We start from the raw sequence: 25,459 nt of genomic DNA on the forward strand, positions 1-25,459 counted from the left end.
AGCCCGGCGCCCGCCGCAAGCGCCCGGGGCAACTGGCGGCAACTGGCGGCAACCGATTGCCATGGCCACCCGGGGCTCGCAGAATCCGAACCATGTCCCGTCCCCACGCCGCACTCGCGCCGCACCCGGACCGCCTGTTCCCCTACGACCCCGCCGTGCGCGCGGTCGCCCGCCGGCTCTACCAGGCCGTGCGCGAGCTGCCGATCGTCTCCCCGCACGGCCATGTGGACGCGGCGCAGCTCGCCGCCGACACGCCGTTCGCCGACCCGGCGAGCCTGCTGGTGACGCCCGACCACTACGTCACCCGGCTGCTCCACGCCGACGGCGTGCCGCTGGACGAACTGGGGGTCGGGCGCGGCCCGTTGACCGAGCCGGAGGCGCGCGCGGTCTGGCGGCACCTGTGCGCCCGCTGGTCGCTGTTCCGGGGCACCCCGGTCCGCTACTGGTTCGAGTCCGAGCTGTCGGAGATCTTCGGCGTCACCGAGCGCCCCGACGCGGAGAACGCGGACCGGATCTACGACCAGGTGGCCGAGCGGCTGGCCGACCCGGCCTACCGCCCCCGGGCGCTGTTCCGCCGCTTCGGCATCGAGGTGCTCGCCACCACCGACGACCCGGCCGACGACCTCGCCGCCCACGCCGCGCTGGCCGCCGACCCGGACTGGACCGCCCGGGTCGTGCCGACCTTCCGCCCCGACCGCTACCTGGAGCCGGGCCGGCCGGACTGGGCCGAGGCGGTCGCCCGGCTGGGGCTGGCCGCCGACAGCGACACCGGCGACTACCCGGGCTACCTCCGGGCGCTGGAGAACCGCCGCGCCCACTTCGTCGCGCACGGCGCGACCTCCGCCGACCACAGCCACCTGGACGTCCGCACCGACCCGCTCGACCCGCAGGAGGCGGCCCGGATCTACCGCGCCGCGCTGGACGGCGTCGCGAGTGAGGCCGAGACCACCGCCTTCCGCCGGCACATGCTGCTGGAGATGGCCCGGATGTCCGCCGAGGACGGTCTGGTGATGACCCTGCACCCGGCCGTCCGACGCGGCCACCACGGCCCCACCACCGCCCGTTTCGGCGCGGACACCGGCCACGACATCCCGGTCCGGGCCGAGTTCACCGAGGCGCTGCGCCCGCTGCTGGAGCGCTACGGCACCCACCCGGGCTTCCAGCTGGTGCTGTTCACCCTGGACGAGACCGTGTTCTCGCGCGAGATCGCCCCGCTGGCCGGCTTCTACCCCTCCGTCTACGCCGGGGCGCCCTGGTGGTTCCTGGACGCGCCCGACGCCGTGCGCCGCTACCGCCGCGCGGTCACCGAGACCGCAGGCTTCGCCCGGACCTCCGGCTTCATCGACGACACCCGGGCCTTCTGCTCGATCCCGGCCCGGCACGACATGTCCCGCCGGCTCGACAGCGGGATCCTGGCCGAGTTGGTCGCCGAGCACCGGCTGGACGAGGACGAGGCGATCGAGACGGCGGTCGACCTGGTCACCGTCAACCCGCGAAGGGCGTTCAAGCTGTGAGCGACACGCCGTTCGATGCTGCGGCGGTCACGCCGCGAGGGCTGTCGCGGGCGGCGGGGGACGGCGGCCCGGCCGCGCCGGTGCGGATACTGCACCTCGGCCTCGGCAACTTCTTCCGCGCCCACCAGGCCTGGTACACCGCGCACGCGCCGGACGCCGCCGACTGGGGCATCGCCGCCTTCAGCGGCTCCCGGCCCGACCTGCCCGAGGCGCTGGCCGCGCAGGACGGCCTCTACACCCTGGTCACCCGGGGCGCCGACGGTGACCGCAGCGAGGTCCTGGCCGGGCTGTCCGCCGTCCACCCCGGCGGCGACCACGGCGCCTGGCTGGGGTACTGGCGACTGCCCGCGCTCGCGGTGGTCACCCTGACCGTCACCGAGGCCGGCTACACCCGCCGCGCCGACGGCGGGCTCGACACCGACCGGCCGGAGGTCGCCGCCGACCTCGCCGCGCTGCGCGCCGACCCGCTCGCGCCGGTCCGCACCGCCGTGGCCCGGCTGCTGGCCGGCCTCGCCGCCCGCCGCGCGGCCGGACTCGGGCCGGTCGCGCTGGTCCCCTGCGACAACCTGCCGGCCAACGGCACGGTCCTGGCCCGGCTGCTCCGCGAGGCCGCCGCGCAGGTCGGCGGCGAGCCCTTCGCCGAAGCGGTCGGGAGCGGCGCGGCCTGCGTGACCACCATGGTCGACCGGATCACCCCGGCCACCACCGACGCCGACCGGGCGGACCTCGCCGCAGCGGGCGGGATCGCGGACGCGGCGCCGGTGCTCACCGAGCCCTTCAGCGAATGGGTGCTCAGCGGCGGTTTCCCGGCCGGACGCCCGGACTGGGAGCGGGCCGGCGCCCGGCTGGTGGACGACGTCACGCCCTACGAGGAGCGCAAGCTCTGGCTGCTCAACGGCGCGCACTCGCTGCTCGCCTACGCGGGCGGCATCCGGGGCCACGCCACCGTCGCCGAGGCCGTCGCCGACCCCGAGTGCCGCCGCTGGACGGAGCAGTGGTGGACCGAGGCCGCCGCCCGGCTGCGGCTGCCCGCCGAGGAGTCGGACGCCTACCGGGCGGCGCTGCTGGAACGCTTCGGCAACCCGCGCATCCGGCACGCGCTGGCGCAGATCGCCGCCGACGGCTCGCAGAAGCTGCCGGTCCGGATCCTGCCGGTGCTGCGCCGCGAGCGGGCCGCCGGACGGATGCCGGCGGGGGCGGTACGGGTCCTGGCCGCCTGGCTGGCGCACCTGCGCGGCTTCGGCGCGCCGGTCAGGGACGCGGGCGCCGAGCCGCTGCTGCCGACCGCGCGCGGACCGCTGCCCGACGCCGTCCGGGGCGTCCTCGCCGCGCTGGACCCGGCGCTGGGCGGCGACGCGGCGCTGGCGGCGGCCGTGCTCGCGGCCGTGCGCGCCGACTTCCCGGAGGCGTGCTGACCGGCCCGGCCGGTGGGCCGCCCGGTCGCCTGGCCGCCTGGCCGCCTGGCCGGTGGGCCGGTGGGCGCGGCGGTCAGCAGCCGATCCGGCCCGCTCAGGCCGGGCGGCCGTCGAAGCGGAGCCGGACGGCCTGCTCCAGGCTGAGGCCGGTGGCCTCCTCCTCCGGCTCCAGGAACCCGTGGACCAGGGCCAGCGCGACCGGGCCGACCACGGAGCGGCGGTCGACGTGGTCGACGACGTCCGCGTCGGGGTCGCCCATCGCGCGCAGGATCGCGCCGTCGGTGGCGGCCGAGAGCGCGTCGGCGAGGTCGTCCAGGGTCAGCCCCGGGCGCAGCCGCAGCCCGCGCTCGCGGATCACCGTGGCGTAGAGCTCCTTCCAGGAGGCCAGATAGCCCTGGTAGACCCGGGAGACGGCCAGGCCGACCACCCCGTCCCCGGCGGCGGTGGTCATCAGCGCGAGGCTGAACCGGACCGAGGTCAGGCTCAACCCCTCGGCGGTGTGCCGGTAGGCGGTCTCCAGCACGGCCCGGACGAAGTCCGGCCCGTTGACCAGCAGTTCGGTGTCCCGGGCGCGCTTGGCCCGGTACCCGGGGCGGTAGTTCTCCAGCCACACCGCGAAGTTGATCAGATCGGCGATGAAGTTGGCGTGCGCGCCCCAGCGGTCCCGCAGCGTGGCCACGGTGCCCTGCCGGGGGAAGGGCGCCGGATTGCCGGACACCTCGGCGGCCACCGCCCGCTGCGACACGAAGCCGAGCAACGGCGTCTCGACGTGGGCGTGCTGCCGGGCTCCGGGGCCGAAGTGCCGCTCCAGCAGCCGCATTCCGGCACACAGGTACCCGGCGGTGACCGGGTCGTTCGCGATCCGGTAACGCCCCACCCTGGTACGCCGGTTGAGATGCCGGAGCACCCCGGACAGATCCCGGTCGTAGGGCCGGGGCAACTGCCGCTTGGTGAACTTCAGCCAGGCGGCCCGCGGTTCGTCGTCGTTTGCCATGTCTGGATGGTGACCCCGACGCCGCCGGGACGACAGCCGCGCAGCTGCGCGGAATGTCAGTCGCCGTCCAGCGCCGCGCGGACCCGGCGGGACGGGTTGATGACGTAGAGGTCCAGGATGTCCGGCGGCGCGGCGAGGCCGGGTCCGCCGGCCTCCACCCAGGCGGATATGTCGGCGGCGGCGTCGGGGTCGTTCACCAGCCCGAGCCACACCGGACGTCCGCCCGCCCGGCGTCCCTCGGGGGAGGGCTGGACGACGATGACGTTGGCGTGCTCGCAGGCGTCCAGGCAGTCCACCCGCCGGACCAGGGCCACCCCCGCCAGGGAGCTGCGCAGACCGTCCAGCTGCGCCTGGTGGTCCAGGCGCGGGACCTTGGCCGTCCCGCAGCAGCAGTCCCGACAGACCGTGACCGTGCAGCGGGCCGCGCCGGCCGACACGGCCCGGGCGTCGGAGCGGGCGTCGGAGCGGGAGAGTCGGCTCAACGGTTGTCCTTCGTGAAGTCCTTCGTGCCGGTCCGGTCCGGACGATCCTCCCAGCCCGGGGCAGGGTGGACGACGCCGGGGTGGGCCCCGTCGCGGAGGGAATCCGGTGGCGGGCGGGCGACGCGGTGGAGAGGATGGTGGGCAATGACCTCCTACCCGGAACCCGCACGCACCGACCCCGACACCACCTCCCGCGACTCGCTCCGGGGCCTGGCCGTCGGCGACGCCTTCGGCGCCCAGCACTTCGTCCCGGAGAACCTTCCGGTCCTGCGTCGGCACGAACTGCCACCGGGCCCCTGGCCCTGGACCGACGACACCGAGATGGCCTGCTCGGTCCACCGCAGCCAGGCCCGCTCCGGACGGCTGGACCAGGACGCCCTCGCCCGCTCCTTCGCCCTCCACCACGACTTCGACCGGGGCTACGGCCCGGCGATGAACCGGATGCTCCGTCTGGTCCGCCAGGGCGGCGACTGGCGCGAGCTGGCCGCCGGTCTGTTCGAAGGCCAGGGCTCCTGGGGCAACGGCGCGGCGATGCGGGTGGCCCCGCTCGGCGCCCGCCATCCCGGCGACCCCGCCCGCGCCGCGCGCGAGGCGGCGCTGTCCGCCGCCGTGACCCATACCCACCCCGAGGCGGTCGCCGGGGCCGTCGCGGTGGCGGTCGCGGCGAGCCGGGCCGCGTCCGGCCGCAGCGGCTCCGTCGAAGGCGCTGACCTGCTCGACACGGTGCTGGAGCACACCCCGCCCGGCCAGGTCCGCGACGGCGTCGCCGAGGCCCGCGCGCTGCTGGAGGAGCCGCACGTCGATCTGGCCGCCCACCGCCTCGGGAACGGCCGCCGGGTCAGCGCGGTGGACACGGTGCCGTTCACCCTCTGGTGCGCGGCCCGGAACCTGACGGACTATCGGTCGGCCCTCCTGGACACGGCCTCGGCCGGTGGCGACGTGGACACCACCTGCGCGATCGTCGGCGGCATCGTCGCCGCCCGCGTCGGCGCCGACGGCATCCCGCCCGCCTGGCGCGAGCACACCGAGCCCCTCCCGGCCTGGCTGGACGACCCCGCCGACGAGCCCTGCTGACCGCTCGACCCTTCGGCCGGGCAGGCCGCCGGGCAGCAGGCCGCCGGGCAGCAGGCCGCCGGCGCCGGGGGTCTGTCCGGCCGGCGCCGGCGGCGTATCGGGGAGCGACGGTCGGTCGCCCCAGCTCTTCGGCATCGGGTCAGGTCTTGGGCATCAGGACCGTGTCGATGATGTAGACCGTCGCGTTGGCGGTGTGGACGTCGCCGCACTGGACCGTCGCGGTGGTGTTCACCTTGAAGTTCTGGCCGGAGCCGGTGACCGTGAGGGTGCTGCCCTCCAGGGTCTTGTGGGTGCCCGCCAGCGCGCTCGGGGAGAGCTGGCCGGGCAGCACGTGATAGGTGAGGATCTTGGTGAGTTCGGCCTTGTTGGCCAGCACCGAGTTCAGCGTCGCCGTGGGGATCTTCGCGAACGCGGCGTTGTCCGGCGCGAAGACGGTGATGTTCTTGGCCGAGTTGAGGGTGTCGACCAGCCCGGCCTTCTGCACCGCTGTCACCAGGGTCGACAGCTGCGGGTTGTTGGAGGCCGCGGTGGCGACCGGATCCATGGCCATGCCGCCGAAGCTGCCGGAGCCGGTGCTGGGCACCTTGGCGCAGCCGGGGCCGAACGGTGCGGCGCTGCTGGTGGCGGTGGTTCGGACAGCGGCCGACGGAGCCGCCACCGCGGCGGCGGCGGTACTGCCGACCAGGCCGAAGGCCAGGGCGCCGGCGGCCAGGAGGGCCGCCAGTGAGGAGTTGCGCTTGCCGGTGATTGCCATCGGGAGTCACTTCCTTCGATAGTCGAGAACGGTGATGGTGGGAGAAGCGGGGGAGTCGGTCAGCCGACGGTGACCACGACGCTGTGCCAGCCCGTGGCCCCCGAGGGGAAGGGCGGGGCACTGGCCTGCGGTTGGACGGCGCCGGTGCCGTCGGTCGCGCGGACCTCCAGGGTGTGGAGGCCGGGTGCGGCGCCGGTCCAGTGGAGGGTCCACTGCCGCCAGACGTCCGGGCTGACGGCGGTGGCGAGGTCGGCCTCCGACCAGGGGCCGCCGTCCACCCGGACCTCGACGGCGGAGATGCCGCGGTGGGTCGCCCAGGCGGTGCCGGCCACGGTCACCGTCCCGGTCGGGAGCTGTGCCAGCGGGGCCGGGACCTCGATCCGGGAGGCGGTCTTCACCGTTCCGGTGCGGTCCCAGCCGCGGTGGACCCAGTACGGGTCGTAGGCGGCGAAGGTGGTGACCTCCAGGTCGGTCAGCCACTTGGTCGCCGAGGTGTAGCCGTACAGGCCGGGGACCACCGAGCGGCAGGGGAAGCCGTGGGCGACCGGCAGCGGCGCCCCGTCCATGCCGACCGCCAGCAGCGCGGTCCGGCCGTCCAGCACCAGGTCCAGCGGTGAGCCGATGGTCATGCCGTCGCTGGAGCGGCCCACGAGCTGCTGCGAACCCGGCCGGACGCCCGCCTCGCGCAGCAGCGCGGGCAGCGATGCGCCCAGCCACCGGGCGGTGCTCACATAGGGGCCGCCGACCTGGTTGGAGACGCAGGACAGGGTGTGGTCCAGCTCGACCAGCGGACGGTGCAGCAGGTCGTCGAAGGACAGCTCCAGCGGGTGGTCGACCATCCCGTGGACCCGGAGGGTCCAGTCCGCCGGGGCCACCTGGGGGAGCGTCAGGTCGATGTCGACGCGGTAGAAGTCCGCGACGGGGGTGGTGAACGGGGAGAGTCCGGCGACGTCCGGGTGCGCGGCGGCCGGGATCGGCGGCAGCGGGTGCACCGCCCTGGGCAGGTGGACGGCGGCGCGGGCGGCGGCCACGTTGTAGCGGGCGGCGGTCAGCGCCCGTCCGGCCGTCTCGGCGACGGCCGCGAACACGGCGGTGCCGACCAGCGCCAGCAGGAAGCCCCGGCGGTCCAGCGCGCCCCGGGGCGCGGCCGCCGCGGTGGCCTTCGCGGTCGTGGCGTTGGGCGTCGTGGGTGTGGCGGCATCGGCGGCCGGGCGGCCGACCGGGGCCCGCCGGATCAGCAGCCACAACGCGGCGGCGCCCACCGCGCCGGCCACCAGCGAGGGGACGAGAGAGGCCTGCCGGGAGCTCGCGGCCCAAGCGCCGACCCCGGCCAGCAGCACGAACAGGGCGAGGCCCAGCCGCCGCCACCGCAGCGCCAGCACTCCCGCCAGCAGCGCGATGACCAGCATGGTCGCGTAGATCCCGGCCAGCAGCACGGTCTTGTCGTGGGTGCCGAAGTGCTGGACGGCGAAGTCCTTCAGCCAGGTCGGGGTCAGATTGATCGCGGCAGACCCGACGGCGATCACCGGGGCACTGGAGGGCCCGGTGAAGGCCGCCGTCAGGTCGCCCGCCGCCAGAGCCGCGGCGGCCGATCCGAGACCGGTCGCGGCTCCCACAGCAGCCGTGCGCACCTTGCCCACAAAGGTGATTCGGGACCGATCGAGCTGCGGACGGGTCCGGATCGGACAAATGCGCCCAGGGGTACTGAGTTCCCTTCGGATCGGGCGTCGGGCGGGACGCCGTTCCCATGGCGGGTGGGCCCTCGGGCGTCACCCGCACCCCGAAGGGAACGCAGTTCCTTGTTCGATGGCACTGAGTGCCGTATTGTCTCCGCGTGTCGAAGTGACGCGCCCGAGGGCGCGCGGAGAGGCGTGGCATGAGCGGGAACCTGTCGGAGCGGCAGTCGATCGAGCGGGTCGGCGTCGTCGGCTGCGGGCAGATGGGGGCCGGCATCGCCGAGGTCTGCGCCCGGGCCGGAGTTGACGTCAGAGTCGCCGAGTCCGACCTCGCCGCCGCCGAACGCGGTCGCGCCCGGATCGAGGCCTCGTTCGCCAAGGCGGTCAAGCGCGGCAAGCTCGCCGAGGCCGAGGCCGAGGCGGCCTACGGCCGGATCGCCTTCAGCGCCGACCTGCAGGACCTGGCCGACCGTCAACTGGTGATCGAGGCCGTGGCCGAGCAGGAGCAGGCCAAGACCAGCGTCCTGGCCGCACTCGACCGGATCGTCACTGACCCGGAGGCGATCCTGGCCTCCAACACCTCCTCCATCCCGATCATGCGGCTGGGCACCGCCACCACCCGGCCCGGACAGGTCATCGGGATCCACTTCTTCAACCCGGTGCCGGTCCTGCCCCTGGTCGAGCTCGTGCCCTCGCTGCTCACTTCCGAGTCCACCCGCGAGCGGGCCGGGCACTTCGTCACCGAGCGGCTCGGCAAGCGCGCCGTCCCGGCCCGCGACCGGGCCGGATTCGTGGTCAACGCCCTGCTCATCCCGTACCTGCTGGCGGCCGTGCGGATGGCCGAGTCCGGCTTCGCGGCGCCCCAGGACATCGACGACGGCATGGTGCTGGGCTGCGCCCACCCCATGGGACCGCTCCGGTTGGCGGACCTGATCGGTCTGGACACCGTCCGGGCCGCCGCCGAGGCGATGTACGAGGAATTCAAGGAGCCCCTCTACACGCCGCCTGCGCTGCTGTTGCGGATGGTCGAGGCCGGCCAGCTGGGGCGCAAGAGCGGTCGTGGATTCTACGAGTACGCCACGGCCTGATCGGCCACCGAGAGCCGGAGTTGACGATGGATTCCTCGACCGCCACCGATGTGTTCCGCGAGACTTCGACCCGGGAGGCCGGGCCGCAGCAGGCCGCCCCCGCCGGAGCGCCGGTGCTGCACTACCGACGCTGCCGCTGGTGCCGGTCGGCGACCCTGCACTCACGCTTCCTCTGCCCCTCGTGCGGGGCGACCGAGTTGGACGAGGCGGTCAGCGCCGGGCTCGGCGTGGTCAGTCGGCTGGGCGCGACGCGGGGTTCGTTCCAGCTGGTGCACCGGGTGCCGCACGCCTGCGTGGTCACCCTCGACGAGGGCTTCACCATCACCGCCGTGCTGTCCGAGGACCGGCCCAGGGTGGTGCCGCTCGGCGCGCGCGTCGTCCTGCACGCCGAGGGCACCGGTCCCCGTTCGTTCGAGTTCCGGCTGGCCTGACTGCTCTGAGCCTGACTGCTCTGAGCCTGACTGCTCTGAACCTCAGCGCTTCGAGCCTCAGCGCTCTGAGCCTCAGCGCTCTGAAGTCTTATTGCTCCGGGGCCCGACCGTCCTCCGCCCGGCGCGCGGGCGCTCCCGCCGGGACGTCGGCCGCCGGTCCGCCCTTCGGCGGTGCGTCTCAGTCCGTGCGCACCGACTGGTCCGGCGACGCCGGGCAACAGGTCGTGGGCGGTGGCCCCGAGGGCGGAGCCGAGGAGGGCCGATGAACGACGGGTGTGCGAAGACCCCGCCGGAGCCGCCGATGCCGATGCCGATGCCCGATGTTGATGGTCAGGCTGTGGGGCCCGCCCGGGGCCGCGCGGGGCTGTGTCACAGGCGTCCTCGCCACGCCGGCCCTGCCCGGCCTCGGCTGACGGCTGCAAGGCATGGTTCCAGGAACGTCGAGGGGCCCCGGCCGGGTGTGCGGTCGGGGCCCTTCGGGGTTGGGCTGGGCTGGTGGTGTCAGCCCTTGCGGTTCTTGATCTCGGTGGTGAGTTGGGGCAGGACGTTGAAGAGGTCGCCGACGACGCCGTAGTCGGCGAGTTCGAAGATCGGGGCCTCGGGGTCCTTGTTGACCGCGACGATGGTCTTGGAGGTCTGCATGCCGGCCCGGTGCTGGATCGCGCCGGAGATGCCGTTGGCGATGTAGAGCTGCGGGGAGACCTGCTTGCCGGTCTGGCCGACCTGGTTGCTGTGCGGGTACCAGCCCGCGTCGACGGCCGCGCGCGAGGCGCCCACCGCGGCGCCCAGCGAGTCCGCGAGCTCCTCGACCACGCCGAAGCCCTCCGCCGCGCCCACGCCCCGGCCCCCCGAGACCACGATCGCGGCCTCGGTCAGCTCCGGACGCCCCGAGGACACCCGCGCGGTCCGCGACAGCACCCGGGTCCCGGACGCCGCCGCGGTGAACACCACCTCGACCGGCACGACCGCGCCCGCGCCCGCCACCGCCTGCGGCGCGGCCGCGTTCGGCTTGACCGTGATCACCGGCACGCCCCGCGAGACCCGCGAGAGCGTGGTGAACGACGCCGCGAACGCCGCCTGCGCGGCCAGCGGGCCCTGCTCGTCGGCGGTCACGTCGACCGCGTCGGTGATCACACCCGAGCCCAGCCGCAGCGCGAGCCGCGCCGCGACCTCCTTGCCCTCGCCCGAGGACGTCACCAGCACCGCACCGGGCTGCGCCGCGGCGGCGACCTGCGCCAGCGCGTCGACCTTCGGCACCACCAGGAAGTCCGCGAACTGCGCCGCGTCGGCGGTGTAGACCTTCTCCGCACCGTACTCGGCCAGCCTGGCGGTCAGCGCGGGGGTGTGCTCGCCGCCGCCGAGCAGGACCGCGGCCGGCTCGCCCAGACGGCGGGCCACGGTCAGCAGCTCCAGGGTCGGCTTGCGGACGGCACCGTCCGCGTGGTCCACCAGGACCAGGATCTCAGCCATGATTCAACGCTCCAGAAAGACAGAAGAAGACAGAGGGGTGGGGGTGGGGGTGGCCCGGCGGGGTCAGATGAACTTCTGCGCGGCGAGGAACGCGGCCAGCTGCAGGCCGCCCTCGCCCTCGTCCTTGACGACCGTGCCGGCCGTGCGGGCGGGGCGCGCGGTCGCGGACTGCACCGCGGTCCACGCGCCGGCCAGGCCCACCGCGTCGGCGTCGATGCCCAGGTCGTCCAGGTCCAGCGACTGCACCGGCTTCTTCTTCGCGGCCATGATGCCCTTGAACGAGGGGTAGCGGGCCTCGCCGGACTGGTCGGTCACCGACACCACTGCCGGCAGCGACGCCTCCACCAGCTCGGTGGCCGCGTCCCCGTCCCGGCGGCCGCGCACCACGCCGCCCTCGACCGTCACCTCGGACAGCAGCGTGGCCTGCGGCACGCCCAGCCGCTCGGCCAGCAGCGCCGGCACCACGCCCATCGTCCCGTCGGTCGACGCCATCCCGCACACCACCAGGTCGAACCCGGTCGCCTCCAACGCCTTCGCCAGCACCAGCGAGGTCCCCACCGCGTCACTGCCGTGGATGTCGTCGTCGTTCACGTGCACGGCCCTGTCCGCACCCATCGACAACGCCTTGCGCAGCGCGTCCTTCGCGTCGTCCGGGCCCACCGTCAGCACCGTCACCTCCGCGCCCTCGTTCGCCGCCGCGATCCGCAACGCCTGCTCGACCCCGTACTCGTCCAACTCCGAGAGGAGCCCGTCCACCGAATCCCGGTCGGTCGTCAGGTCGTCCGCGAAACGCCGCTCACCGGTCGCATCGGGCACGTACTTCACACAGACAACGATCCTCAAGCTCACGGCCTGTCTCCTGAACTGGTACTGATTGGCTGGTCACATCCGGCGCGGCCCCGAAACGACGTGCGCACCCGAGGGGCATCCGCGCCGTGGCTGGCTACCAGCACTCTAAGGGTACTCAGTGCCATTCGTAAAGGCACTGAGTGCCAATGACTTCTCGGTGCGGTAGCACCGCAATCCGATCGGCGTTCGACGATCGGTCACTGGCTCCCGGCCCCGGACCGGGTCGACCCGATCGACGTGCTGGAACGCCAGGCCGCGCACCGGGTCCCGAAACTCCGGCCGACCCGCTACGGCCGAGAGCCGAGTCGGGCTGACGTGCGCCAATCCATCCTGTGACGAACGGCTCTGACGGTGGGTCATTCCGCGGGACCGTGACCCTCCGGGGACGGGCCCCGCTCCGGTGGGGCCTGTTCGGGCGGGGCCTGCTTCGGCGGGCGTCCGCGCCGGGGGAGTTGGCCCACATTGGCCGGCAACCGGCCGGCCTGGGACAGTGATTGGCGCAGCAGGTACTCGATCTGTGCGGTGGTGCTGCGCAGTTCGTCACCGGCCCAGCGGGCCAGCGCGTCATGGACGGCGGGGTCCAGGCGCAGCAGGATCTGCTTCCGTTCACTCATCGGCGGATCCGGCCGCTGCTACTGGTAGAGGGTGCCGGTGTTGACCACCGGCTGGGTGGCCTGTTCGCTGCAGAGCACCACGAGCAGGTTGCTGACCATCACGGCCTTGCGCTCCTCGTCGAGGTCGACGATCCCTTCCTCGCTCAGCGAGTCCAGCGCCTGGCGCACCATGCCGACCGCGCCCTGCACCAGCCGCTGCCGGGCGGCGACGATCGCGTCCGCCTGCTGGCGGCGCAGCATCACCTGGGCGATCTCCGGCGCGTAGGAGAGTCGGGTGATCCGGGACTCGACCACGCTGATGCCGGCCAGGGCGACCCGGGCGCCGATTTCCGCCGAGAGCCGTGCGGTGATCTCGTCGGCGTGCTGCCGGAGCGAGATCCGGCCCTCGGTGCGGGCGTCGTAGGGGTAGCTGGTGGCGATGTGCCGGACGGCGGTCTCGGCCTGGATCCCGACGAACTGCACGAAGTCGTCGACCGAGTAGACGGCGTTCGCGGTGTCCTCGACCTGCCAGACCACCACGGCCGCGATCTCGACCGGATTGCCGTCGGCGTCGTTCACCTTGAGCGTCGCGGTCTCGTGGTTGCGCACCCGGGTGGAGACCTTCCGGCGCAGGGTGAAGGGGTTCACCCAGCGGAGTCCGGTGGTCCGCACCGTCCCGGTGTAGCGGCCGAACAGGGCGACGACCCGGGCCTGCCCGGGGGCGACCGGGGTGAGCCCGATCAGCAGCAGCGCGCCGACCACCACCAGTACGGCGCTCAGCCAGTTGTTCGAGCTGCGGAGGTCCACGCCCCAGGCGATCGACGCCAGCCCGAGGGCGAGCGGCGCCCAGCCCGGGATGTTGGCCGCGGCCCTCTCGTCGATCGGTGCCTCCGGCATCCGGACCTGTGCCGCCCGGCCGAGATCTGTACTCATCGCAGCGCCTCCTCGGGGTTCTCCGACCCTCGGGAAAACTCTAGCATTTATATATCACTTTATGGAGGGGTGCTGCGGCGACGACAGTGGCCCCGGACCGCCCGGCGAGGGGCGGTACGGGGCCACGGCGGAACTGGACGGACCAGGACCGGATCACTTCGCCGGTCGGTTGGTGGCGGCCCGCTTCGCCGCTTCCTGCTTGTTCTTCTCCTTGATCCGCACCGCTTCCTTGCGGACCTCCGACTGGGTGGCGCGCTCCTGGCGGAGCCAGGCCGGGTCCTCCGCCTTGATCGCCTCGATCTGCTCGGTGGTCAGCGCATCCTGGACGCCGCCCCGGGCCAGTCCGGAGATGGAGACACCGAGCTTCTCCGCGACGACCGGCCGCGGGTGCGGGCCGTTGCGCCGCAGGTCCGCCAGCCACTGCGGCGGGTCGAGCTGCAGGGCGTTGAGTTCATCGCGGGAGACGACACCCTCTTGGAATTCGGCAGGAGTGGACTGGAGGTGGATCCCCAGTTTCTTGGCCGCGGTCGCGGGCTTCATCGTCTGGGTGGTCTTCGGCTTGGGCGTCGTCATGATGTCAAGGGTATCCACCGAAAGCGCCCGCCCTGATCACGGCCGGTAGCCTGGCTCCGTGACAGACTCGCAGGCGACCTCCTCGTTCCGGCTCGCATTCGTTCCCGGGGTGACCCCGAGCAAGTGGGTCGGCGTCTGGCGCGAACGGCTGCCGGACGTCCCGCTCACGCTGCTCCCGCTCCCCGCCGCCGAGGGTTCGCGCACCCTGCGCGAGGGCGAGGCGGACGCCGGACTGCTCCGGCTCCCGGTCGACCGGAGCACGCTGAGCGCCATCCCGCTCTACATCGAGACCACGGTCGTCCTGGTCCCCAAGGAGCACCGGCTGACCGAGTCCGCCGAGGTGACCTTGGCCGACCTGGCCGAGGAGATCGTGCTGGACCCGCTGGACGACGTCCTGGACTGGGAGGGCGGAGCGGGTCGCCCCGGGACGCCCGCCAAGTACCGCCCCGCCACCACCGGGGACGCCGTCGAGCTGGTGGCCGCAGGGATCGGCGTCCTGATCGCGCCGCAGTCGCTGGCCCGGCTGCACCACCGTCGGGACGTGGCCTACCGCCCGCTCACCGACGCCCCGCAGTCGCAGGTGGCCCTCGCCTGGCCGGAGGACCGGACGACGGACCTGGTGGAGGAGTTCATCGGGATCGTCCGGGGCCGGACGGTCAACAGCACGCGCGGCCGGGGGGAGACCCCGCCGCAGCCGAAGAAGCAGCGCGCGGCGGACAAGGCTCGGCAGAAGGGTCAGCAGCAGGGTGCGGCCAAGGGCGCAGGCAAGGGCGCCGCAGCCGCCAAGGCCGGCAGCGGGCGCACCCGCAGCGGGACCGCCAAGCCGAAGCCGAAGTCCGGTACCGGCAGCGGGAAGAGCTCGAAGCCGCGCCGCCGCTCCTGAGCACGGCCCACCGCCGCGACGGCTGCGCCGCCGCCCGTCCCCGCTGACCGCGCCGCTGACCGCGCCGCTGACCGCGCCGCTGACCGCCCCGCTGACCGCCCCGCTGACAGCGCCGCCGACCGCGCCGCGTCGTTCGTCGCCCCGCCCGTTGCCCCGCCCGTCGCCCCGCCCTTTGCCTTGCCCGGCTCCCGCCTGCCGCCTGCCGCGCGCGCCGACGGTCGGCGGCCGACACTGGAACAACGCTGTCGGCCGCTGACGGAGGACCGCCGCGAAAGAACCGCAGCAAGAAGGACCGCCGGGGAGGAACCCGTGCGACTGCCAGGCCGAGGGGGCCGTCCCCGGGGTGTCTCGGCCGCGCTCCGGGACGCCAACGGCGACCGGACCCGCTGGGAGCGGCTGCTCGGACGGTTCCGGCTGCCGGTCCTGCTGGTCACCGTGGCGCTGCTGTACGGCACCCTCGGCTACTGGTTGATCGAGGGCCAGAGCCTGCTCGACGCCCTCTACACCACGGTGCTCACCCTCAGCACCGTCGGTGTCGGCACCGGACCCGCGCCCGGCCCCGGCGGCAAGGTCTTCACGATCTCGCTGATCTTCTTCGGGGTGGTGGCCCTGTTCACCGCGATCGGGGTCGGAGCCGAGGTCGTCGCCTCCGGGGAACTGGGACGCTGGATGCGGAGGAGCCGAATGGACCGCAGCGTGGACCATCTCAGCGGGCACTACGTGATCTGCGCCTACGGGCGGGTCGGCCGCGCGGTCGTGGCCGAGCTGCGCCGCCAGGGCCGGCCCGGCGTGGTGATCGAGTCCAAGCCGGAACTGGCCGAGGTGCTGGAGGAGCACGGAGTGCTGCACCTCGGGGGCGACGCGACCGACGAGCAGGTTCTCCGCCGGGCCGGCATCGAGCGCGCCACGGGACTGGTGTGCGCGGTGGACTCCGACGCGGCGAACGTCTTCATCACCCTCACCGCCCGGGCGCTCAACCCCGACCTGCGGATCATCGCCAGGGCTGCGGAGAGTGCGTCGGTCGACAAGCTGATGCGGGCCGGCGCCGACGAGGTGGTCTCGCCCTACGGCCTGAGCGGCCGCCGGATGGCGCTGCTCGCCCTCCAGCCCTCGGTGCTGGAGGTACTGGACCTGCTGGACCTGGGTCCCGGCATCCGGCTGGAGGAGGTGGTGGTGCGCCCCGGCTCCCGGCTGGACGGCCTGACCGTGCTGGAGGCCCGGACCCGCTTCGCCGGGGTGGCCATCCTGGCCGTGCGCGAGCCGGGGCGCGAGGTCGACGCCAACCCCGACCCGCACCTCCGGCTCACCTCCGGACACCTCATCGTCGTCCTCGGCCCCGACACCATCCTGAACCGGATGGCCGACTGAGCTCCAGGGACACCGCGCAGCGGGGGAGCGGGCGAAGCGAGGAGGACCTCCGTCAGCCGAGCGGAACCACTGCCGAGCGCGACGGGACGGCGTCGAGCGCGGCCAGCGTCGGTCCGTCGAACGCGATCGTGCCGGCGGCGACGTTCGCGGCGAGGTGCTCGGGGTCGGCGGTGCCCGGGATGAGCAGCACGTTCGGGGCGTGCTGCAGCAGCCAGGCCAGGCCGACCTGCGAGGGCGTGCTGCCCAGGGACTGCGCCGCCGAGTGGACGGCAGGCTCGTCGGTCACCTTCGGCATGGCGGGGAACGCGCCGCCGAGCGGGAAGTACGGCACCCAGGCGATCCCCTCGGCGACGCAGAGCGTGAGCAGGTCCTCGTCCTCGCGCGCCACCAGGCTGTACGCGTTCTGCACGCAGACGATGCCGGCCGGGATCGCCCGGCGAAGCCCGTCCAGGGTGACGCTGCTCAGCCCGATCGCGCCGACACTTCCCTCGTCGCGCATCGCGGTCAGCACCGCGAGCTGGTCGTCGAGGTCGACGATCTGGTCGCCTTCGGCCCGAAGTCCGGGCCCGGCGTCGAGACGGCGCAGGTTCACCACCGGGACCTGGTCGACGCCGAGGCTGCGGAGGTTGTCCTCGACGCTCGCCCGAAGCTCCTCGGGCCGCTGCGCGGGGCGCAGCGGGATGGGCTGGCCCGGGTTGGGGGTGGCTCCTACCTTGCTCACGACGAGCACGCCGTCCTCGGGGCGGAACGCCTCGCGGATCAGCTCGTTGACGAAGCCGTCGCCGTAGAACTGGGCGGTGTCGACGTGGTCGACGCCCAGCTCGACCGCACGGCGCAGCAGCGCGACGGCGGCGGGCCGGTCGCTGCGCAGGCGTTCGAGCTGCATGGCGCCGTACCCGACGCGGGAGACGGTCCGGCCGGCGAGGGGGCCGGGGCCGCCGGGGCGGCGGACTCCGGTGGCGGTGGTGTCGGTAGACATGAGTGAACTCCTGTCCTGTGGGATGATGACACAAGCGGAGGAGCCTCCGCTCAGTCGAATGTAACACTACCGGAGGTACCTCCGTTTTGAGTCCGGAGCCCACACCCCCTGGCGTCCGCACGGAACGCCCGCTCCGTGCCGACGCGCGGCGCAACCGCGAGAAGCTGGTCGCCGTCGCCCAGGCGGCCTTCGCCGCCGCGGACGACTCCGTCCCGCTGGAGGACATCGCCCGCGAGGCCGGGGTCGGCATCGGCACCCTGTATCGGCACTTTCCGACCCGGGAGGCGCTGGTCGAGGCCGTCTACGCCGCCGAGCTCGACGACATCACCAAGAGCGCCCCCGCCCTGCTCGACGAGTACCCGCCCGATGTCGCGCTCCGGGCATGGCTGGACCGCTATGCGCAGTTCGTCGCGATGAAGCGCGGGATGATCGACACCCTCCGGGCTGGTTGGGCCTCCGGACGGATGGCGACACCGACCACCCGTGAGCGCATCACCGGTGCGATCGGGACGATCCTCACGGCCGGGGCGAGCGCGGGCTCGCTCCGCCCCGACGTCGACCCGGACGACGTCACCGCGATCCTGCTCGGCGTGTTCCTGTCCACGGCGGCCAACAACGCCTCGGAGGGTGCCACTTGGCGCGGCGGCGACTCGGGGCAGACCGGCCGCATGCTCGACCTCGTCGTCGACGCCCTGCGCCCCAGGACCCACGCGTAGCGCTCCGGCCGCCCGCAGCGCCACCCGCGCTGTCCCGGGTCGCGCTGCCCGGGGCCTGCGGCCCCGCCCGCGCTCAGCCCTCTGCGCTGCCCCGGCGCGCGCTGTCCCGGTCCGCGCCGTGTTCCGCGCCCTCCTGCTCGTCCCGTTCTGCCGCCTCGGCCGGCGGTCGCATCGCCCAGCGGATGCCGCGCACCACGGCGCCACCGGCGAGCGGAGCCCCGAGGGATTCGAGAGGCAGGCGCGGCAGGGCCAGCGGCGTCCGCGCCCAGCCCGGCAGCAGGTTCACCGCCGCCGCGCAGAGCGCGGCGTACGGGGGCCTGGCGGCGAGCGGCAGTGGCGGGTGCAGCAGCAGGAAGCGCGCGGCCTCGCGCGAGGCCGGTGTGGCCCGCAGTTCGCCCCGGTACCCGTCGAGCCGTGCGGTCAGCTCCGCGACGCTGCGCGGGGCGCGCACCACCCCCAGCGCCTCGCCGATCCGCGCGGTGTCACGGACGTAGCCGTCGCACCCTGCGGCGTCCAACGGGTTGGCCCCGTAGCGCTGGTGGGATCGGAGGAAGCTGTCCACCTCCGCGAGGTGGACCCACTCCAGCAGATGCGGGTCGCCGGCGTCGTAGGGCTCTCCGTCGTCGGTGGTCCCGCGGACGCGGCCGTGCACCGCGTGCACTCGGTCGACGGCCGCCTGGGCGTCGTCGGCAGTGCCGAACGTGGTGACGGCGAGGAAGGTGCTGGTCCGCTGCAGGCGGCCCCAGGGGTCGCCCTGGTAGCCGGAGTGTGCGGCGACCGCGGCCATGGCCAGCGGGTGCAGCGACTGCAGCAGCAACGCGGCGATCCCGCCGACGAACATGGACGCGTCGGCGTGGACCGTACGGATCGGCCGCTCGGGGCCGAACCAGCGGGGCCCCGGCGTCCTGTGGATCCGGTGCTGCGTGGCAGAGCGGTCCGGTCCGGCCACCCGGCTGAAGAGGGCTTCGGCCAGCCTTCGCCGCAACACGTCCGTCGCCATCCCGACCCGGTCCATGCCCCCATTGTCGGGTCGCCGCAGACCGACGTGGTGGTGATTCCGACAAGGCACGCCTTTTGCTGCTGTCACACCGTTTCCACAAAGTCGGTCAATACCGTCGGAACGGTAGGACGTGGACGGGAATGCGTCCGGCCTTTCCGTTCCCGGAAGTTAGGGAGAAGATCATGAGCAAGTTGTCCCTGCGCAAGCACGGAGTCGCTGCCGGCGCGATCGTTCTGGCGGGCGGGCTCGCCGTCGGCGGTGCCACGGCCTATGCCGCAGCGGGCTCCCCGGCAGCCGTCCCCACCGGCACGACGGCCAGTCTCACCAGCACCACGGCGGCCGGGACCGGTCCCCTGACCTTGGCGAAGTCGGGCCATGCCCGGGTTCGGATACCGGTCGGGATCCACGGTCAGGTGACCGTGAAGAACGGCAAGACCGGGCAGTACGTCGTCCGAGAGTGGCAGCGCGGCCAGATCACCGCCGTTTCCGGCAGCACGGTCACCGTCAAGAGCACCGACGGCACCACCTGGACCTGGACCACCGCGAGCAACACGAAGATCACCCGCGACGGCAAGAAGATCGCCGAGTCGGCCCTCGCCACGGGCAACAAGGTCGAGATCCTGGGCAACCAGTCGGGCAGCGCCAACGACGCCACCCGGATCTTCGCCCCCACCGGGACTCAGGGACAGGGCGCCACCGCCTGACCGGCACAGCGGCCCGACCGGCATGGCGACCTGGCCGGTTTCTCAGCCTGACCGGTTTCGCGGCCTGGCCCGCTTCTCAGAGTGCGGGCCCCGAGGCCCGCAGTCAGGTCCCGGCCTCCGGACTCCTGGCTCCGAGTTCCGCCTCCATGGTTCTGCTTCCATGGTTCCTGTTCCAGGGAGAGGCTGGCAGACCGCAGCAGAACCGATTCTGACGCGACAACAGCTCACTGTCGTCACCCCCCGGTGGTCGCGCTGCCAAGGTCCCGCAAACGACCACGCGCATGGGCGCCCACCGGCGCGCCCTGCCCGCCGTTGCTATCGTCCCTGCCCCGCTCCTGCCTCCATCCCTGTGCACTCGCGCACTGGCGTGGTCGCCCGCCGTCCGGCTCGGTGAGGTGCGCCCCCGCATGGAACAGTTCGTAGGCCGCGAGGGATGATGTCGCGTGCCCAGCGAACAGCTCTCCGAGTCCTCACCCCCACCGCCCACACCCACACCCATATCCGCGCCGCAGCCCGATGGACCGGTGTCGTCGCCCGCCGCCACCGACCCCGCTTCCGCCGCCACGTCCGCCGCGCCGGCTTCCGCACCAGACCCCGGCCGCTGGCGCAGGATCGCGGGTACCGCGCTCGCAGACGTCACGCCACTGCGTAGCAGCGCCCACTTCCGGCGCCTCTGGTTCGGGCAGAGCGTCTCCTCCATCGGCCAGCAGATGACCGCCCTGGCCATCTCCGTCCAGGTCTACGCACTCACCAAGTCGACCTTCGCGACCGGGCTGGTCGGCCTGTGCTCGCTCGTTCCGCTGGTCGCCTTCGGCCTGTACGGCGGTGCCATCGCCGACACCATGGACCGGCGCAAGCTCGGCCTGTTCGGCGCGTCGGGGCTCGCCGTCCTCTCCGCCGGCCTGGCGATCCAGGCGTTCCTCGGCGTGCACCAGGTGGCCGTGCTGTACGCGGTGGTGGCCCTGCAAGCGGTCTGCTTCGCGCTCAACGCCCCGGCCCGGTCGTCCATGGTGCCGCGACTGGTACCGGCCGAGCAGTTGCCGGCCGCCAATGCGCTCTCCACCGTCAGCATGAACCTGGGCCTCACCGTCGGGCCGATGCTCGGCGGCGTGATGATCGGCATCTGGAGCTACCAGGCGGCCTACCTGGTCGACGCGCTCGCGTTCAGCGCATCGCTGTACGCGATGTGGCGGCTGCCCTCGATGCTCCCGGACACTGCCGCCCGCGGTGCCTCCGGTACGGGCCCGGCGGCACGTCCGCGCGCCTCCGTCCTGGACGGCCTGCGCTTCCTCCGGGATCGGCCGAACCTCCGGATGAGCTTCCTCGCGGACCTGGCCGCGATGGTCTTCGGCATGCCGCGCGCCCTGTTCCCGGCGCTGGCCGTGGTGCTCTACCACGGGGACGCCAGCACGGTCGGGCTGCTCGCCGCCGCCCCGGCCGTCGGCGCGCTGCTCGGCGCGCTGTTCTCCGGGTGGGTCGGGAGGGTCCGCAGACACGGCCTCGCCGTCGCGATCGCGGTCGCGACCTGGGGGCTCTCCATCGCCGGCTTCGGGCTGGCCCGCCACCTGTGGCTGGGCCTGCTGCTGCTCGCAGTGGCGGGGGCGTCCGACACTGTCAGCATGATCTTCCGCAACACGATCATGCAGGAGGCCGCCCCGGACGACATGCGAGGCAGGCTCCAGGGGGTCTTCGTCGTCGTGGTCGCCGGCGGGCCGCGACTCGGCGACTTCGAGTCCGGCAGTGTCGCCCAGTTGACCTCGCCGACCGTCTCCGCCGTCAGCGGCGGCCTCGCCTGCGTCGCGGCCCTGCTGCTGCTCCTCGCGCGCTACCCGGGCTTCGTTCGCTACGACGCCCACCATCCGACGCCCTGACCTGGACCTCCGCCCCGCCAGGGGTCCCACCCCGGCGGCCGAAAGGTGGGCGCCAGCACCGCCCCACGTGCTGTATTGTTCTTCCTGTGCCCGGGAGACCGGGGACAGGCCGCAAAGCCGCAAGGCAGAGCAGCCTCGGGACGTGGCGCAGCTTGGTAGCGCACCTGACTGGGGGTCAGGGGGTCGCAGGTTCAAATCCTGTCGTCCCGACAGAGGGTTTTAGCAGGTGAGAGGCCGTTTCCGCTGCAAGGCGGGAGCGGCCTTTTTTGCCTTTCTGGGGGTTGGTGGTCGCAGTGTGGTCGTGAACGTCGGTTCACGCTGCCCTTGCCGAATACCTCATCCAGGCTGGTCAGGCCGCGTGTTGGTACTCGTGGAGTATGCCGCCGAGTCGTGCTCGTCGTCGTATGTCCAGATGGGCGATTCGGCCCGGGTCTTCGATCGGAGCGGGCAGTGCGTGGAGTGGCCGGGCGTTGGCGATGCCCTGGTGTGGCCGGTGCGCGTTGTAGAACGTCTCGAACTCGCGCAGGGCGTGCAGGAGGTGGCGCTGGTCCCAGATCAGTGTGCGGTCCAGCAGTTCTCGTCTGCAGGTCTGGACCCAGCGCTCCGTGATCGAGTTCATGCGCGGTATGCGGACGCCGCTGAGCACGACTTCGATTCCCGCGTCCTTGAGCACGTCGTCGAACAGCTGGGGGAACTTCCCGTCCCGGTCCCTGATCAGGTAGCGCGCCCGGCAGCCGGAGTCCTCGAGGTCCATGACGAGGTTCTTCGCGGCTTGGACCACCCAGGACCCGGTCGGGTGCTTGGTGGCGCCCAGGATCCGGATCCGGCGGTTGGCGTGCTCGATCACGGCGAATACGTAGAGGCGGGCGCCGGTCAGTGTGACGGTCTCGAAGAAGTCGCATGCGAGGAGCGCGTCGGCTTGGGAGCGCAGGAAGTCCGCCCAGGTGCTCGATGCACGCTCGGGGGACGGCTCGATGCCGGCTTCCTTGAGGATCTCCCAGACTGTGGATGCGGCCACTTTCACTCCGAGCACGAGCAGTTCGCCGTGCAGGCGCCGGTAGCCCCAGTTCGGGTTCTCCCTGGCCAGACGAAGGACGAGGGCGCGGATCGAGTGCACGGTGCGGGGCCGGCCTCCGCGTTTGGGCCTGGACTGGGCGGCGTGTCGGCGGGCGATCAGGTTGCGGTGCCAGCGCAGTACGGTGTCGGGTCGCACCAGTAGTCGGACCCGGCGTAGTGCTTCCCGTGGAAGGCTCTGGAGAAGTGACGCGAGAAAGGCCCGGTCGATGGCGTGGAAGCGGACCTGTTGTCCGTTCAGCTGTCTTTCCAGGACGGTGATGTGATGGCGCAGAGCCAGGATCTCGATGTCCTTCTCGCGGTCGCTCATCGGCAGCAGCCGCAGCAGTGCGAACGTGTTCGTCATGCCCAGATACGCCAGTTTCAGCAGCACAACCGGTCATCATGCCGCACTCGCCGCCACCGCGCGACGGCGCCTACTCGAGCACCCGCACTCGACATCGATGGGCCATCCCACCTGCATGGATGAGGTATTCGGCAAGGGCAAGTCGGCCCAGCTGTCCTGTGCGTACTGCGCCCAGTGGCGCGCCCACTGGTCCGACGGATGGCCGGACCAGGATCTCGCTGCTCACGCTGTGGTGGTGAGGGGGATGGTGGTGTCGGTGTGTCCGTCGGGGGTTTTGACGGCGAGGGTGGGGTTGGTGGGGGTGCCGGTGAGGTCGAGGTGGAGGGTGAGGCCGGGCCAGTCGGTGAGGACGAGGTTGTGGGTGAGGTGGAGGGGTTGGGGTGGGCCGTTGCCGGTGCGGGTGGCGATGGTCTGGGTGGTGGTGAGGAGGGTGGTGCGGGTGAGGGTGTTGTCGGTGCTGTCGATGAGTTGGCGGGTGGCGGCGAAGACGTTGGGGAGCATGGTGTCGATGCTGCCGGGTTGGCCGAGGACGGCGCCGACGAGGGTGGTGTGGTGGCCGTCGACGGTGGTGGCGGCGGAGAACAGGAGGCAGCCGCCGGCCCAGTAGGTGGAGCCGGTTTTGATGCCGTTGACGCCGTCGGTGCCGAGCAGGGTGTTGTAGTTGGTGACGGTGCCGCTGGGGATGGTGGCGCTGGTTTCGTCGACGAGGTCGGCGAAGGCGGGGTCGTTCATGGCGGCTTCGCCGAGGGTGACCAGGTCGGTGGCGGTTGAGATGGAGGTGCCGAGGTAGCCGGAGGGCTGGGTGAAGCTGGTGTGGGTCATGCCCAGGGCGGTGGCGGTGGTGTTCATCCTGGCGACGAACGCGTTCTCGGTGCCGGAGTCCCAGTCGGCGAGGATCTGGGCCATGTTGTCGGCGGAGGCGAGCATGAGGGCCTGCAGGGCCTGGCGTTCGGTGAACTGCTCGCCGGTGGTGACGGGGACCAGGGACTGCTGGAGGGCTTCCTCCTGGGGGAGTTGGGCTGCTTCTGCGGGGGTGACGGTGATGCTGGGGCCTTGTTGGCCGACCGCGAGGGGGTGGTCCTTGAGGATGAGGTAGGCGGTCATGGTCTTGGTGACCGAGGCGATGGGCTGGGGTGTGCTGCTGGGGCCGCTGCTGCCTATGGTGCCCAGGCCTTCGACGGCGACGGCGGCCTGTCCGGAGGAGGGCCAGTCCAGGTCGGTGCGGCCGGGGACGGTCAGTGTGGCCGGGACGGCGAGGGTCACCCGGGGGGCCTGGGGACTGGGTGTGGAAGCGGCAGAACTGCCTGATGGTGCGGGGGTCGCGGCGGCGGCCTCGGCTGCGTGGGCCGGGGGGGAGGAGTGTGTCGTGAGCAGGCCGCCGACACCGAGGACGGCGCAGGTGAGGGCGGCTGCTATCCAGCCGTAGCGTGGTCCGCGGCGCCGGGTGGCGCGTCGGCGGCCGCCCCGGGTGCTGCCGCGTCCGCCGCTGGGGCGGTGGCTGTGGGCGGGGGCGGGTCTGGACACGCGGATTCCTCGGGGCGTGAGTGCGGCGGCGGCACGGAGAGTGTAGGGACGGACGAGGGGTCGGCGTGTGCATTCGACTGCCCGGGCCGGACCCGGCCCGGGCAGTTCGTGGGAGATCGATGCGGGTTGTGGTGTTCTGGGTTTCCGTTTCGGTATCTATCCGATGGCGATGACTGGGTGGTTGGCGGGGTTGATCCAGCGGATGATGTCGGTCATCACGGCTTCGGGCAGGGCGACGCAGCCGGCGGTGGGTCCGGCTTCGGGGCCGAGGTCGTGCAGGAAGATGCCGGCGCCGCGGGTGTGGACGGCGGGGTCCATGTTGAAGTTGATGACCAGGGCGTTGTGGTACTGGACGGGGTAGTCGGCGAGCTGCTCGCTGCCGTCGGCGCCGTCCTGGGTGAGGTGGAAGCCGCCCTGGGCGGTGGTGCGCATGGTGTTGTAGTAGGCGGAGGTGGGGTCCTCGTCCCACCAGTCCTGGCTGGTGACGACGTGGTAGGGCATCGCGGTGCCGGGGTTGGCGCCGTTGCCGAAGCCCTGGGTGATGGTGTAGGTGCCGGTGGGGGTGGTGTCGGTGCCCTGGGTCCGGGTGGCGCCGTTGGTGATGCCGTTGGCGCCGACGCGGGCGGCGGAGGTGGTGTAGAGGGCCTTCCAGGTGGTGCCGGTCTTCTGCCAGGCGGTGACGGTGGCGTAGGTGCCGTTGGCCTTGACGGTGATGACCTGGGTGGCGTTGCCGACGCTGACGGCCACGGGGAACGGTGTGGCGGGGGGCTTGGCGGCGGTGGCGACGTAGGAGCCTGCGGGCAGGTTGAGCTTCTCGCCGGGGCGGATGACGTAGGGCGAGGAGATGTGGTTGTCCTTGGCCAGGGCTATGTAGCCGCCGGGGACGTGGTCCTTGGCGGCTATGCCGGACAGGGTGTCGCCGCCGACGACGGTGTAGCTGGTGACCGGGGTGGTGCCGGTGGGGGTGGTGGCGGCCTGGGCGGCGGCGGTGCCCAGCAGGCTGGCGCCTGCCCCTGCTGCGGCGACGGCCGCGGTGGTGGCGCCCTGGCGCAGGAGCGGTGTGCGGGGCCGGGCGTGGCGTCCGGAGGACTGGGTCATGGTGTGTTCTTCCCTGGGAGTGGGCCCCGGTCGACCGGCCGGGGCCCACG

24 protein-coding genes and 1 tRNA gene are annotated in these 25,459 nt (G+C 72.9%); 11 read left to right on the forward strand and 14 right to left on the reverse strand.

Annotated features, from left to right (window positions below):
• Positions 1–92 precede the first annotated feature (92 nt).
• Both uxaC and BS75_RS31590 read left to right on the forward strand, forming a co-directional pair.
• Entirely contained in the window at positions 93–1,514 is a 1,422-nt protein-coding gene (uxaC, locus tag BS75_RS31585; protein WP_034090689.1) for a glucuronate isomerase, read from the forward strand.
• Entirely contained in the window at positions 1,511–2,929 is a 1,419-nt protein-coding gene (locus BS75_RS31590; RefSeq protein WP_081982766.1) for a mannitol dehydrogenase family protein, read from the forward strand. The genes uxaC and BS75_RS31590 overlap by 4 nt, the downstream gene beginning before the upstream one ends.
• A gap of 94 nt (positions 2,930–3,023) precedes the next feature.
• Here the strand turns inward: BS75_RS31590 and BS75_RS31595 are convergent, their stop codons facing one another.
• Together BS75_RS31595 and BS75_RS31600 are read right to left on the reverse strand one after the other, a co-directional pair.
• Positions 3,024–3,923, reverse strand: a complete 900-nt coding sequence (locus BS75_RS31595; protein WP_034090690.1) for a hypothetical protein — start codon at positions 3,921–3,923, stop codon at positions 3,024–3,026.
• Between the two features lie 56 nt (positions 3,924–3,979).
• Positions 3,980–4,405, reverse strand: a complete 426-nt coding sequence (locus tag BS75_RS31600) for a (2Fe-2S) ferredoxin domain-containing protein (RefSeq protein WP_231607944.1) — start codon at positions 4,403–4,405, stop codon at positions 3,980–3,982.
• 144 nt (positions 4,406–4,549) lie between these two features.
• Here BS75_RS31600 and BS75_RS31605 point away from each other — a divergent pair, with 144 nt between their 5' ends.
• Positions 4,550–5,479 carry an ADP-ribosylglycohydrolase family protein gene (locus BS75_RS31605; protein WP_034090691.1) on the forward strand — a complete coding sequence of 310 codons (930 nt, stop codon included), beginning with the start codon at positions 4,550–4,552 and terminating at the stop codon, positions 5,477–5,479.
• A 139-nt stretch (positions 5,480–5,618) separates the two neighbouring features.
• On the opposite strand, the gene BS75_RS31610 is transcribed toward BS75_RS31605, so the two are convergent.
• Positions 5,619–6,233: a fasciclin domain-containing protein gene (locus BS75_RS31610; RefSeq protein WP_034090692.1), complete on the reverse strand. Its 615-nt coding sequence runs from the start codon at positions 6,231–6,233 to the stop codon at positions 5,619–5,621.
• A 59-nt stretch (positions 6,234–6,292) separates the two neighbouring features.
• Complete coding sequence (locus BS75_RS31615; protein ID WP_231607945.1) at positions 6,293–7,849, reverse strand: molybdopterin-dependent oxidoreductase; 1,557 nt, start codon at positions 7,847–7,849, stop codon at positions 6,293–6,295.
• Between the two features lie 260 nt (positions 7,850–8,109).
• On the opposite strand from BS75_RS31615, the gene BS75_RS31620 reads away from it, so the two are divergent.
• A complete protein-coding gene (locus BS75_RS31620; RefSeq protein WP_034090694.1) occupies positions 8,110–8,997 on the forward strand; it encodes a 3-hydroxybutyryl-CoA dehydrogenase in 888 nt (295 codons plus the stop codon).
• A 26-nt stretch (positions 8,998–9,023) separates the two neighbouring features.
• A complete protein-coding gene (locus BS75_RS31625; protein ID WP_034090695.1) occupies positions 9,024–9,428 on the forward strand; it encodes a PhlB family protein in 405 nt (134 codons plus the stop codon).
• Between the two features lie 501 nt (positions 9,429–9,929).
• On the opposite strand, the gene BS75_RS31630 is transcribed toward BS75_RS31625, so the two are convergent.
• The 5 genes from BS75_RS31630 to BS75_RS31650 all read right to left on the reverse strand — a co-directional run bounded on the left by BS75_RS31630 (position 9,930) and on the right by BS75_RS31650 (position 13,846).
• The gene (locus BS75_RS31630) at positions 9,930–10,898 is read right to left on the reverse strand and encodes an electron transfer flavoprotein subunit alpha/FixB family protein (protein ID WP_034090696.1); all 969 of its coding nucleotides are present in this window, start codon (positions 10,896–10,898) and stop codon (positions 9,930–9,932) included.
• A gap of 63 nt (positions 10,899–10,961) precedes the next feature.
• A complete protein-coding gene (locus tag BS75_RS31635) occupies positions 10,962–11,747 on the reverse strand; it encodes an electron transfer flavoprotein subunit beta/FixA family protein (RefSeq protein WP_081982768.1) in 786 nt (261 codons plus the stop codon).
• Between the two features lie 356 nt (positions 11,748–12,103).
• Positions 12,104–12,361 (reverse strand): hypothetical protein, encoded by a 258-nt coding sequence (locus tag BS75_RS31640; protein ID WP_034090698.1) that lies wholly within the window; start codon positions 12,359–12,361, stop codon positions 12,104–12,106.
• Between the two features lie 18 nt (positions 12,362–12,379).
• Positions 12,380–13,273, reverse strand: coding sequence for an SPFH domain-containing protein (locus tag BS75_RS31645; protein ID WP_034090699.1), 894 nt, complete (start codon positions 13,271–13,273; stop codon positions 12,380–12,382).
• A gap of 153 nt (positions 13,274–13,426) precedes the next feature.
• Positions 13,427–13,846, reverse strand: coding sequence for a DUF5997 family protein (locus BS75_RS31650; protein ID WP_034090700.1), 420 nt, complete (start codon positions 13,844–13,846; stop codon positions 13,427–13,429).
• Between the two features lie 58 nt (positions 13,847–13,904).
• On the opposite strand from BS75_RS31650, the gene BS75_RS31655 reads away from it, so the two are divergent.
• Together BS75_RS31655 and BS75_RS31660 are read left to right on the forward strand one after the other, a co-directional pair.
• Positions 13,905–14,729, forward strand: coding sequence for a LysR family substrate-binding domain-containing protein (locus BS75_RS31655; protein WP_034090701.1), 825 nt, complete (start codon positions 13,905–13,907; stop codon positions 14,727–14,729).
• A gap of 309 nt (positions 14,730–15,038) precedes the next feature.
• On the forward strand, positions 15,039–16,097 hold the full coding sequence (locus tag BS75_RS31660) for a potassium channel family protein (RefSeq protein WP_160312316.1): 1,059 nt from the start codon (positions 15,039–15,041) through the stop codon (positions 16,095–16,097).
• 52 nt (positions 16,098–16,149) lie between these two features.
• On the opposite strand, the gene BS75_RS31665 is transcribed toward BS75_RS31660, so the two are convergent.
• On the reverse strand, positions 16,150–17,076 hold the full coding sequence (locus BS75_RS31665; RefSeq protein WP_034090702.1) for an aldo/keto reductase: 927 nt from the start codon (positions 17,074–17,076) through the stop codon (positions 16,150–16,152).
• Positions 17,077–17,162: 86 nt separating this feature from the next.
• On the opposite strand from BS75_RS31665, the gene BS75_RS31670 reads away from it, so the two are divergent.
• Positions 17,163–17,792 (forward strand): TetR/AcrR family transcriptional regulator, encoded by a 630-nt coding sequence (locus BS75_RS31670; RefSeq protein ID WP_034090703.1) that lies wholly within the window; start codon positions 17,163–17,165, stop codon positions 17,790–17,792.
• A gap of 73 nt (positions 17,793–17,865) precedes the next feature.
• On the opposite strand, the gene BS75_RS31675 is transcribed toward BS75_RS31670, so the two are convergent.
• Positions 17,866–18,807 (reverse strand): oxygenase MpaB family protein, encoded by a 942-nt coding sequence (locus BS75_RS31675; RefSeq protein ID WP_081982771.1) that lies wholly within the window; start codon positions 18,805–18,807, stop codon positions 17,866–17,868.
• A 167-nt stretch (positions 18,808–18,974) separates the two neighbouring features.
• Here BS75_RS31675 and BS75_RS45025 point away from each other — a divergent pair, with 167 nt between their 5' ends.
• The 3 genes from BS75_RS45025 to BS75_RS31690 all read left to right on the forward strand — a co-directional run bounded on the left by BS75_RS45025 (position 18,975) and on the right by BS75_RS31690 (position 21,577).
• Positions 18,975–19,496, forward strand: coding sequence for a DUF5666 domain-containing protein (locus tag BS75_RS45025; RefSeq protein WP_052069863.1), 522 nt, complete (start codon positions 18,975–18,977; stop codon positions 19,494–19,496).
• A gap of 524 nt (positions 19,497–20,020) precedes the next feature.
• The gene (locus BS75_RS31685) at positions 20,021–21,367 is read left to right on the forward strand and encodes an MFS transporter (RefSeq protein ID WP_174515094.1); all 1,347 of its coding nucleotides are present in this window, start codon (positions 20,021–20,023) and stop codon (positions 21,365–21,367) included.
• 136 nt (positions 21,368–21,503) lie between these two features.
• Positions 21,504–21,577, forward strand: a tRNA-Pro gene (locus tag BS75_RS31690).
• A gap of 139 nt (positions 21,578–21,716) precedes the next feature.
• On the opposite strand, the gene BS75_RS31695 is transcribed toward BS75_RS31690, so the two are convergent.
• From BS75_RS31695 to BS75_RS31705, 3 genes are all read right to left on the reverse strand, one after another.
• Positions 21,717–22,814: an integrase core domain-containing protein gene (locus BS75_RS31695; RefSeq protein WP_034090704.1), complete on the reverse strand. Its 1,098-nt coding sequence runs from the start codon at positions 22,812–22,814 to the stop codon at positions 21,717–21,719.
• Between the two features lie 195 nt (positions 22,815–23,009).
• Positions 23,010–24,311 carry a D-alanyl-D-alanine carboxypeptidase family protein gene (locus tag BS75_RS31700; RefSeq protein WP_152646359.1) on the reverse strand — a complete coding sequence of 434 codons (1,302 nt, stop codon included), beginning with the start codon at positions 24,309–24,311 and terminating at the stop codon, positions 23,010–23,012.
• 156 nt (positions 24,312–24,467) lie between these two features.
• Positions 24,468–25,409: a L,D-transpeptidase family protein gene (locus tag BS75_RS31705; RefSeq protein WP_052069866.1), complete on the reverse strand. Its 942-nt coding sequence runs from the start codon at positions 25,407–25,409 to the stop codon at positions 24,468–24,470.
• Between the last annotated feature and the right edge of the window lie 50 nt (positions 25,410–25,459).

Origin of the sequence: Streptacidiphilus albus JL83, from assembly GCF_000744705.1 — a bacterium.
In the GTDB taxonomy this organism is placed as follows: Bacteria; Actinomycetota; Actinomycetes; order Streptomycetales; family Streptomycetaceae; genus Streptacidiphilus; species Streptacidiphilus albus.

What these genes read in the sequence shown, in the direction of transcription:
- BS75_RS31645 (WP_034090699.1), bottom strand. Translation starts at nt 13,273, where the DNA reads ATGAGTACAGATCTCGGCCGGGCGGCACAGGTCCGGATGCCGGAGGCA.
- BS75_RS31625 (WP_034090695.1), top strand. Translation starts at nt 9,024, where the DNA reads ATGGATTCCTCGACCGCCACCGATGTGTTCCGCGAGACTTCGACCCGG.
- BS75_RS31675 (WP_081982771.1), bottom strand. Translation starts at nt 18,807, where the DNA reads ATGGACCGGGTCGGGATGGCGACGGACGTGTTGCGGCGAAGGCTGGCC.
- BS75_RS31640 (WP_034090698.1), bottom strand. Translation starts at nt 12,361, where the DNA reads ATGAGTGAACGGAAGCAGATCCTGCTGCGCCTGGACCCCGCCGTCCAT.
- BS75_RS31630 (WP_034090696.1), bottom strand. Translation starts at nt 10,898, where the DNA reads ATGGCTGAGATCCTGGTCCTGGTGGACCACGCGGACGGTGCCGTCCGC.
- BS75_RS31595 (WP_034090690.1), bottom strand. Translation starts at nt 3,923, where the DNA reads ATGGCAAACGACGACGAACCGCGGGCCGCCTGGCTGAAGTTCACCAAG.
- BS75_RS45025 (WP_052069863.1), top strand. Translation starts at nt 18,975, where the DNA reads ATGAGCAAGTTGTCCCTGCGCAAGCACGGAGTCGCTGCCGGCGCGATC.
- BS75_RS31665 (WP_034090702.1), bottom strand. Translation starts at nt 17,076, where the DNA reads ATGTCTACCGACACCACCGCCACCGGAGTCCGCCGCCCCGGCGGCCCC.
- BS75_RS31650 (WP_034090700.1), bottom strand. Translation starts at nt 13,846, where the DNA reads ATGACGACGCCCAAGCCGAAGACCACCCAGACGATGAAGCCCGCGACC.
- BS75_RS31705 (WP_052069866.1), bottom strand. Translation starts at nt 25,409, where the DNA reads ATGACCCAGTCCTCCGGACGCCACGCCCGGCCCCGCACACCGCTCCTG.
- BS75_RS31610 (WP_034090692.1), bottom strand. Translation starts at nt 6,233, where the DNA reads ATGGCAATCACCGGCAAGCGCAACTCCTCACTGGCGGCCCTCCTGGCC.
- BS75_RS31605 (WP_034090691.1), top strand. Translation starts at nt 4,550, where the DNA reads ATGACCTCCTACCCGGAACCCGCACGCACCGACCCCGACACCACCTCC.
- uxaC (WP_034090689.1), top strand. Translation starts at nt 93, where the DNA reads ATGTCCCGTCCCCACGCCGCACTCGCGCCGCACCCGGACCGCCTGTTC.
- BS75_RS31620 (WP_034090694.1), top strand. Translation starts at nt 8,110, where the DNA reads ATGAGCGGGAACCTGTCGGAGCGGCAGTCGATCGAGCGGGTCGGCGTC.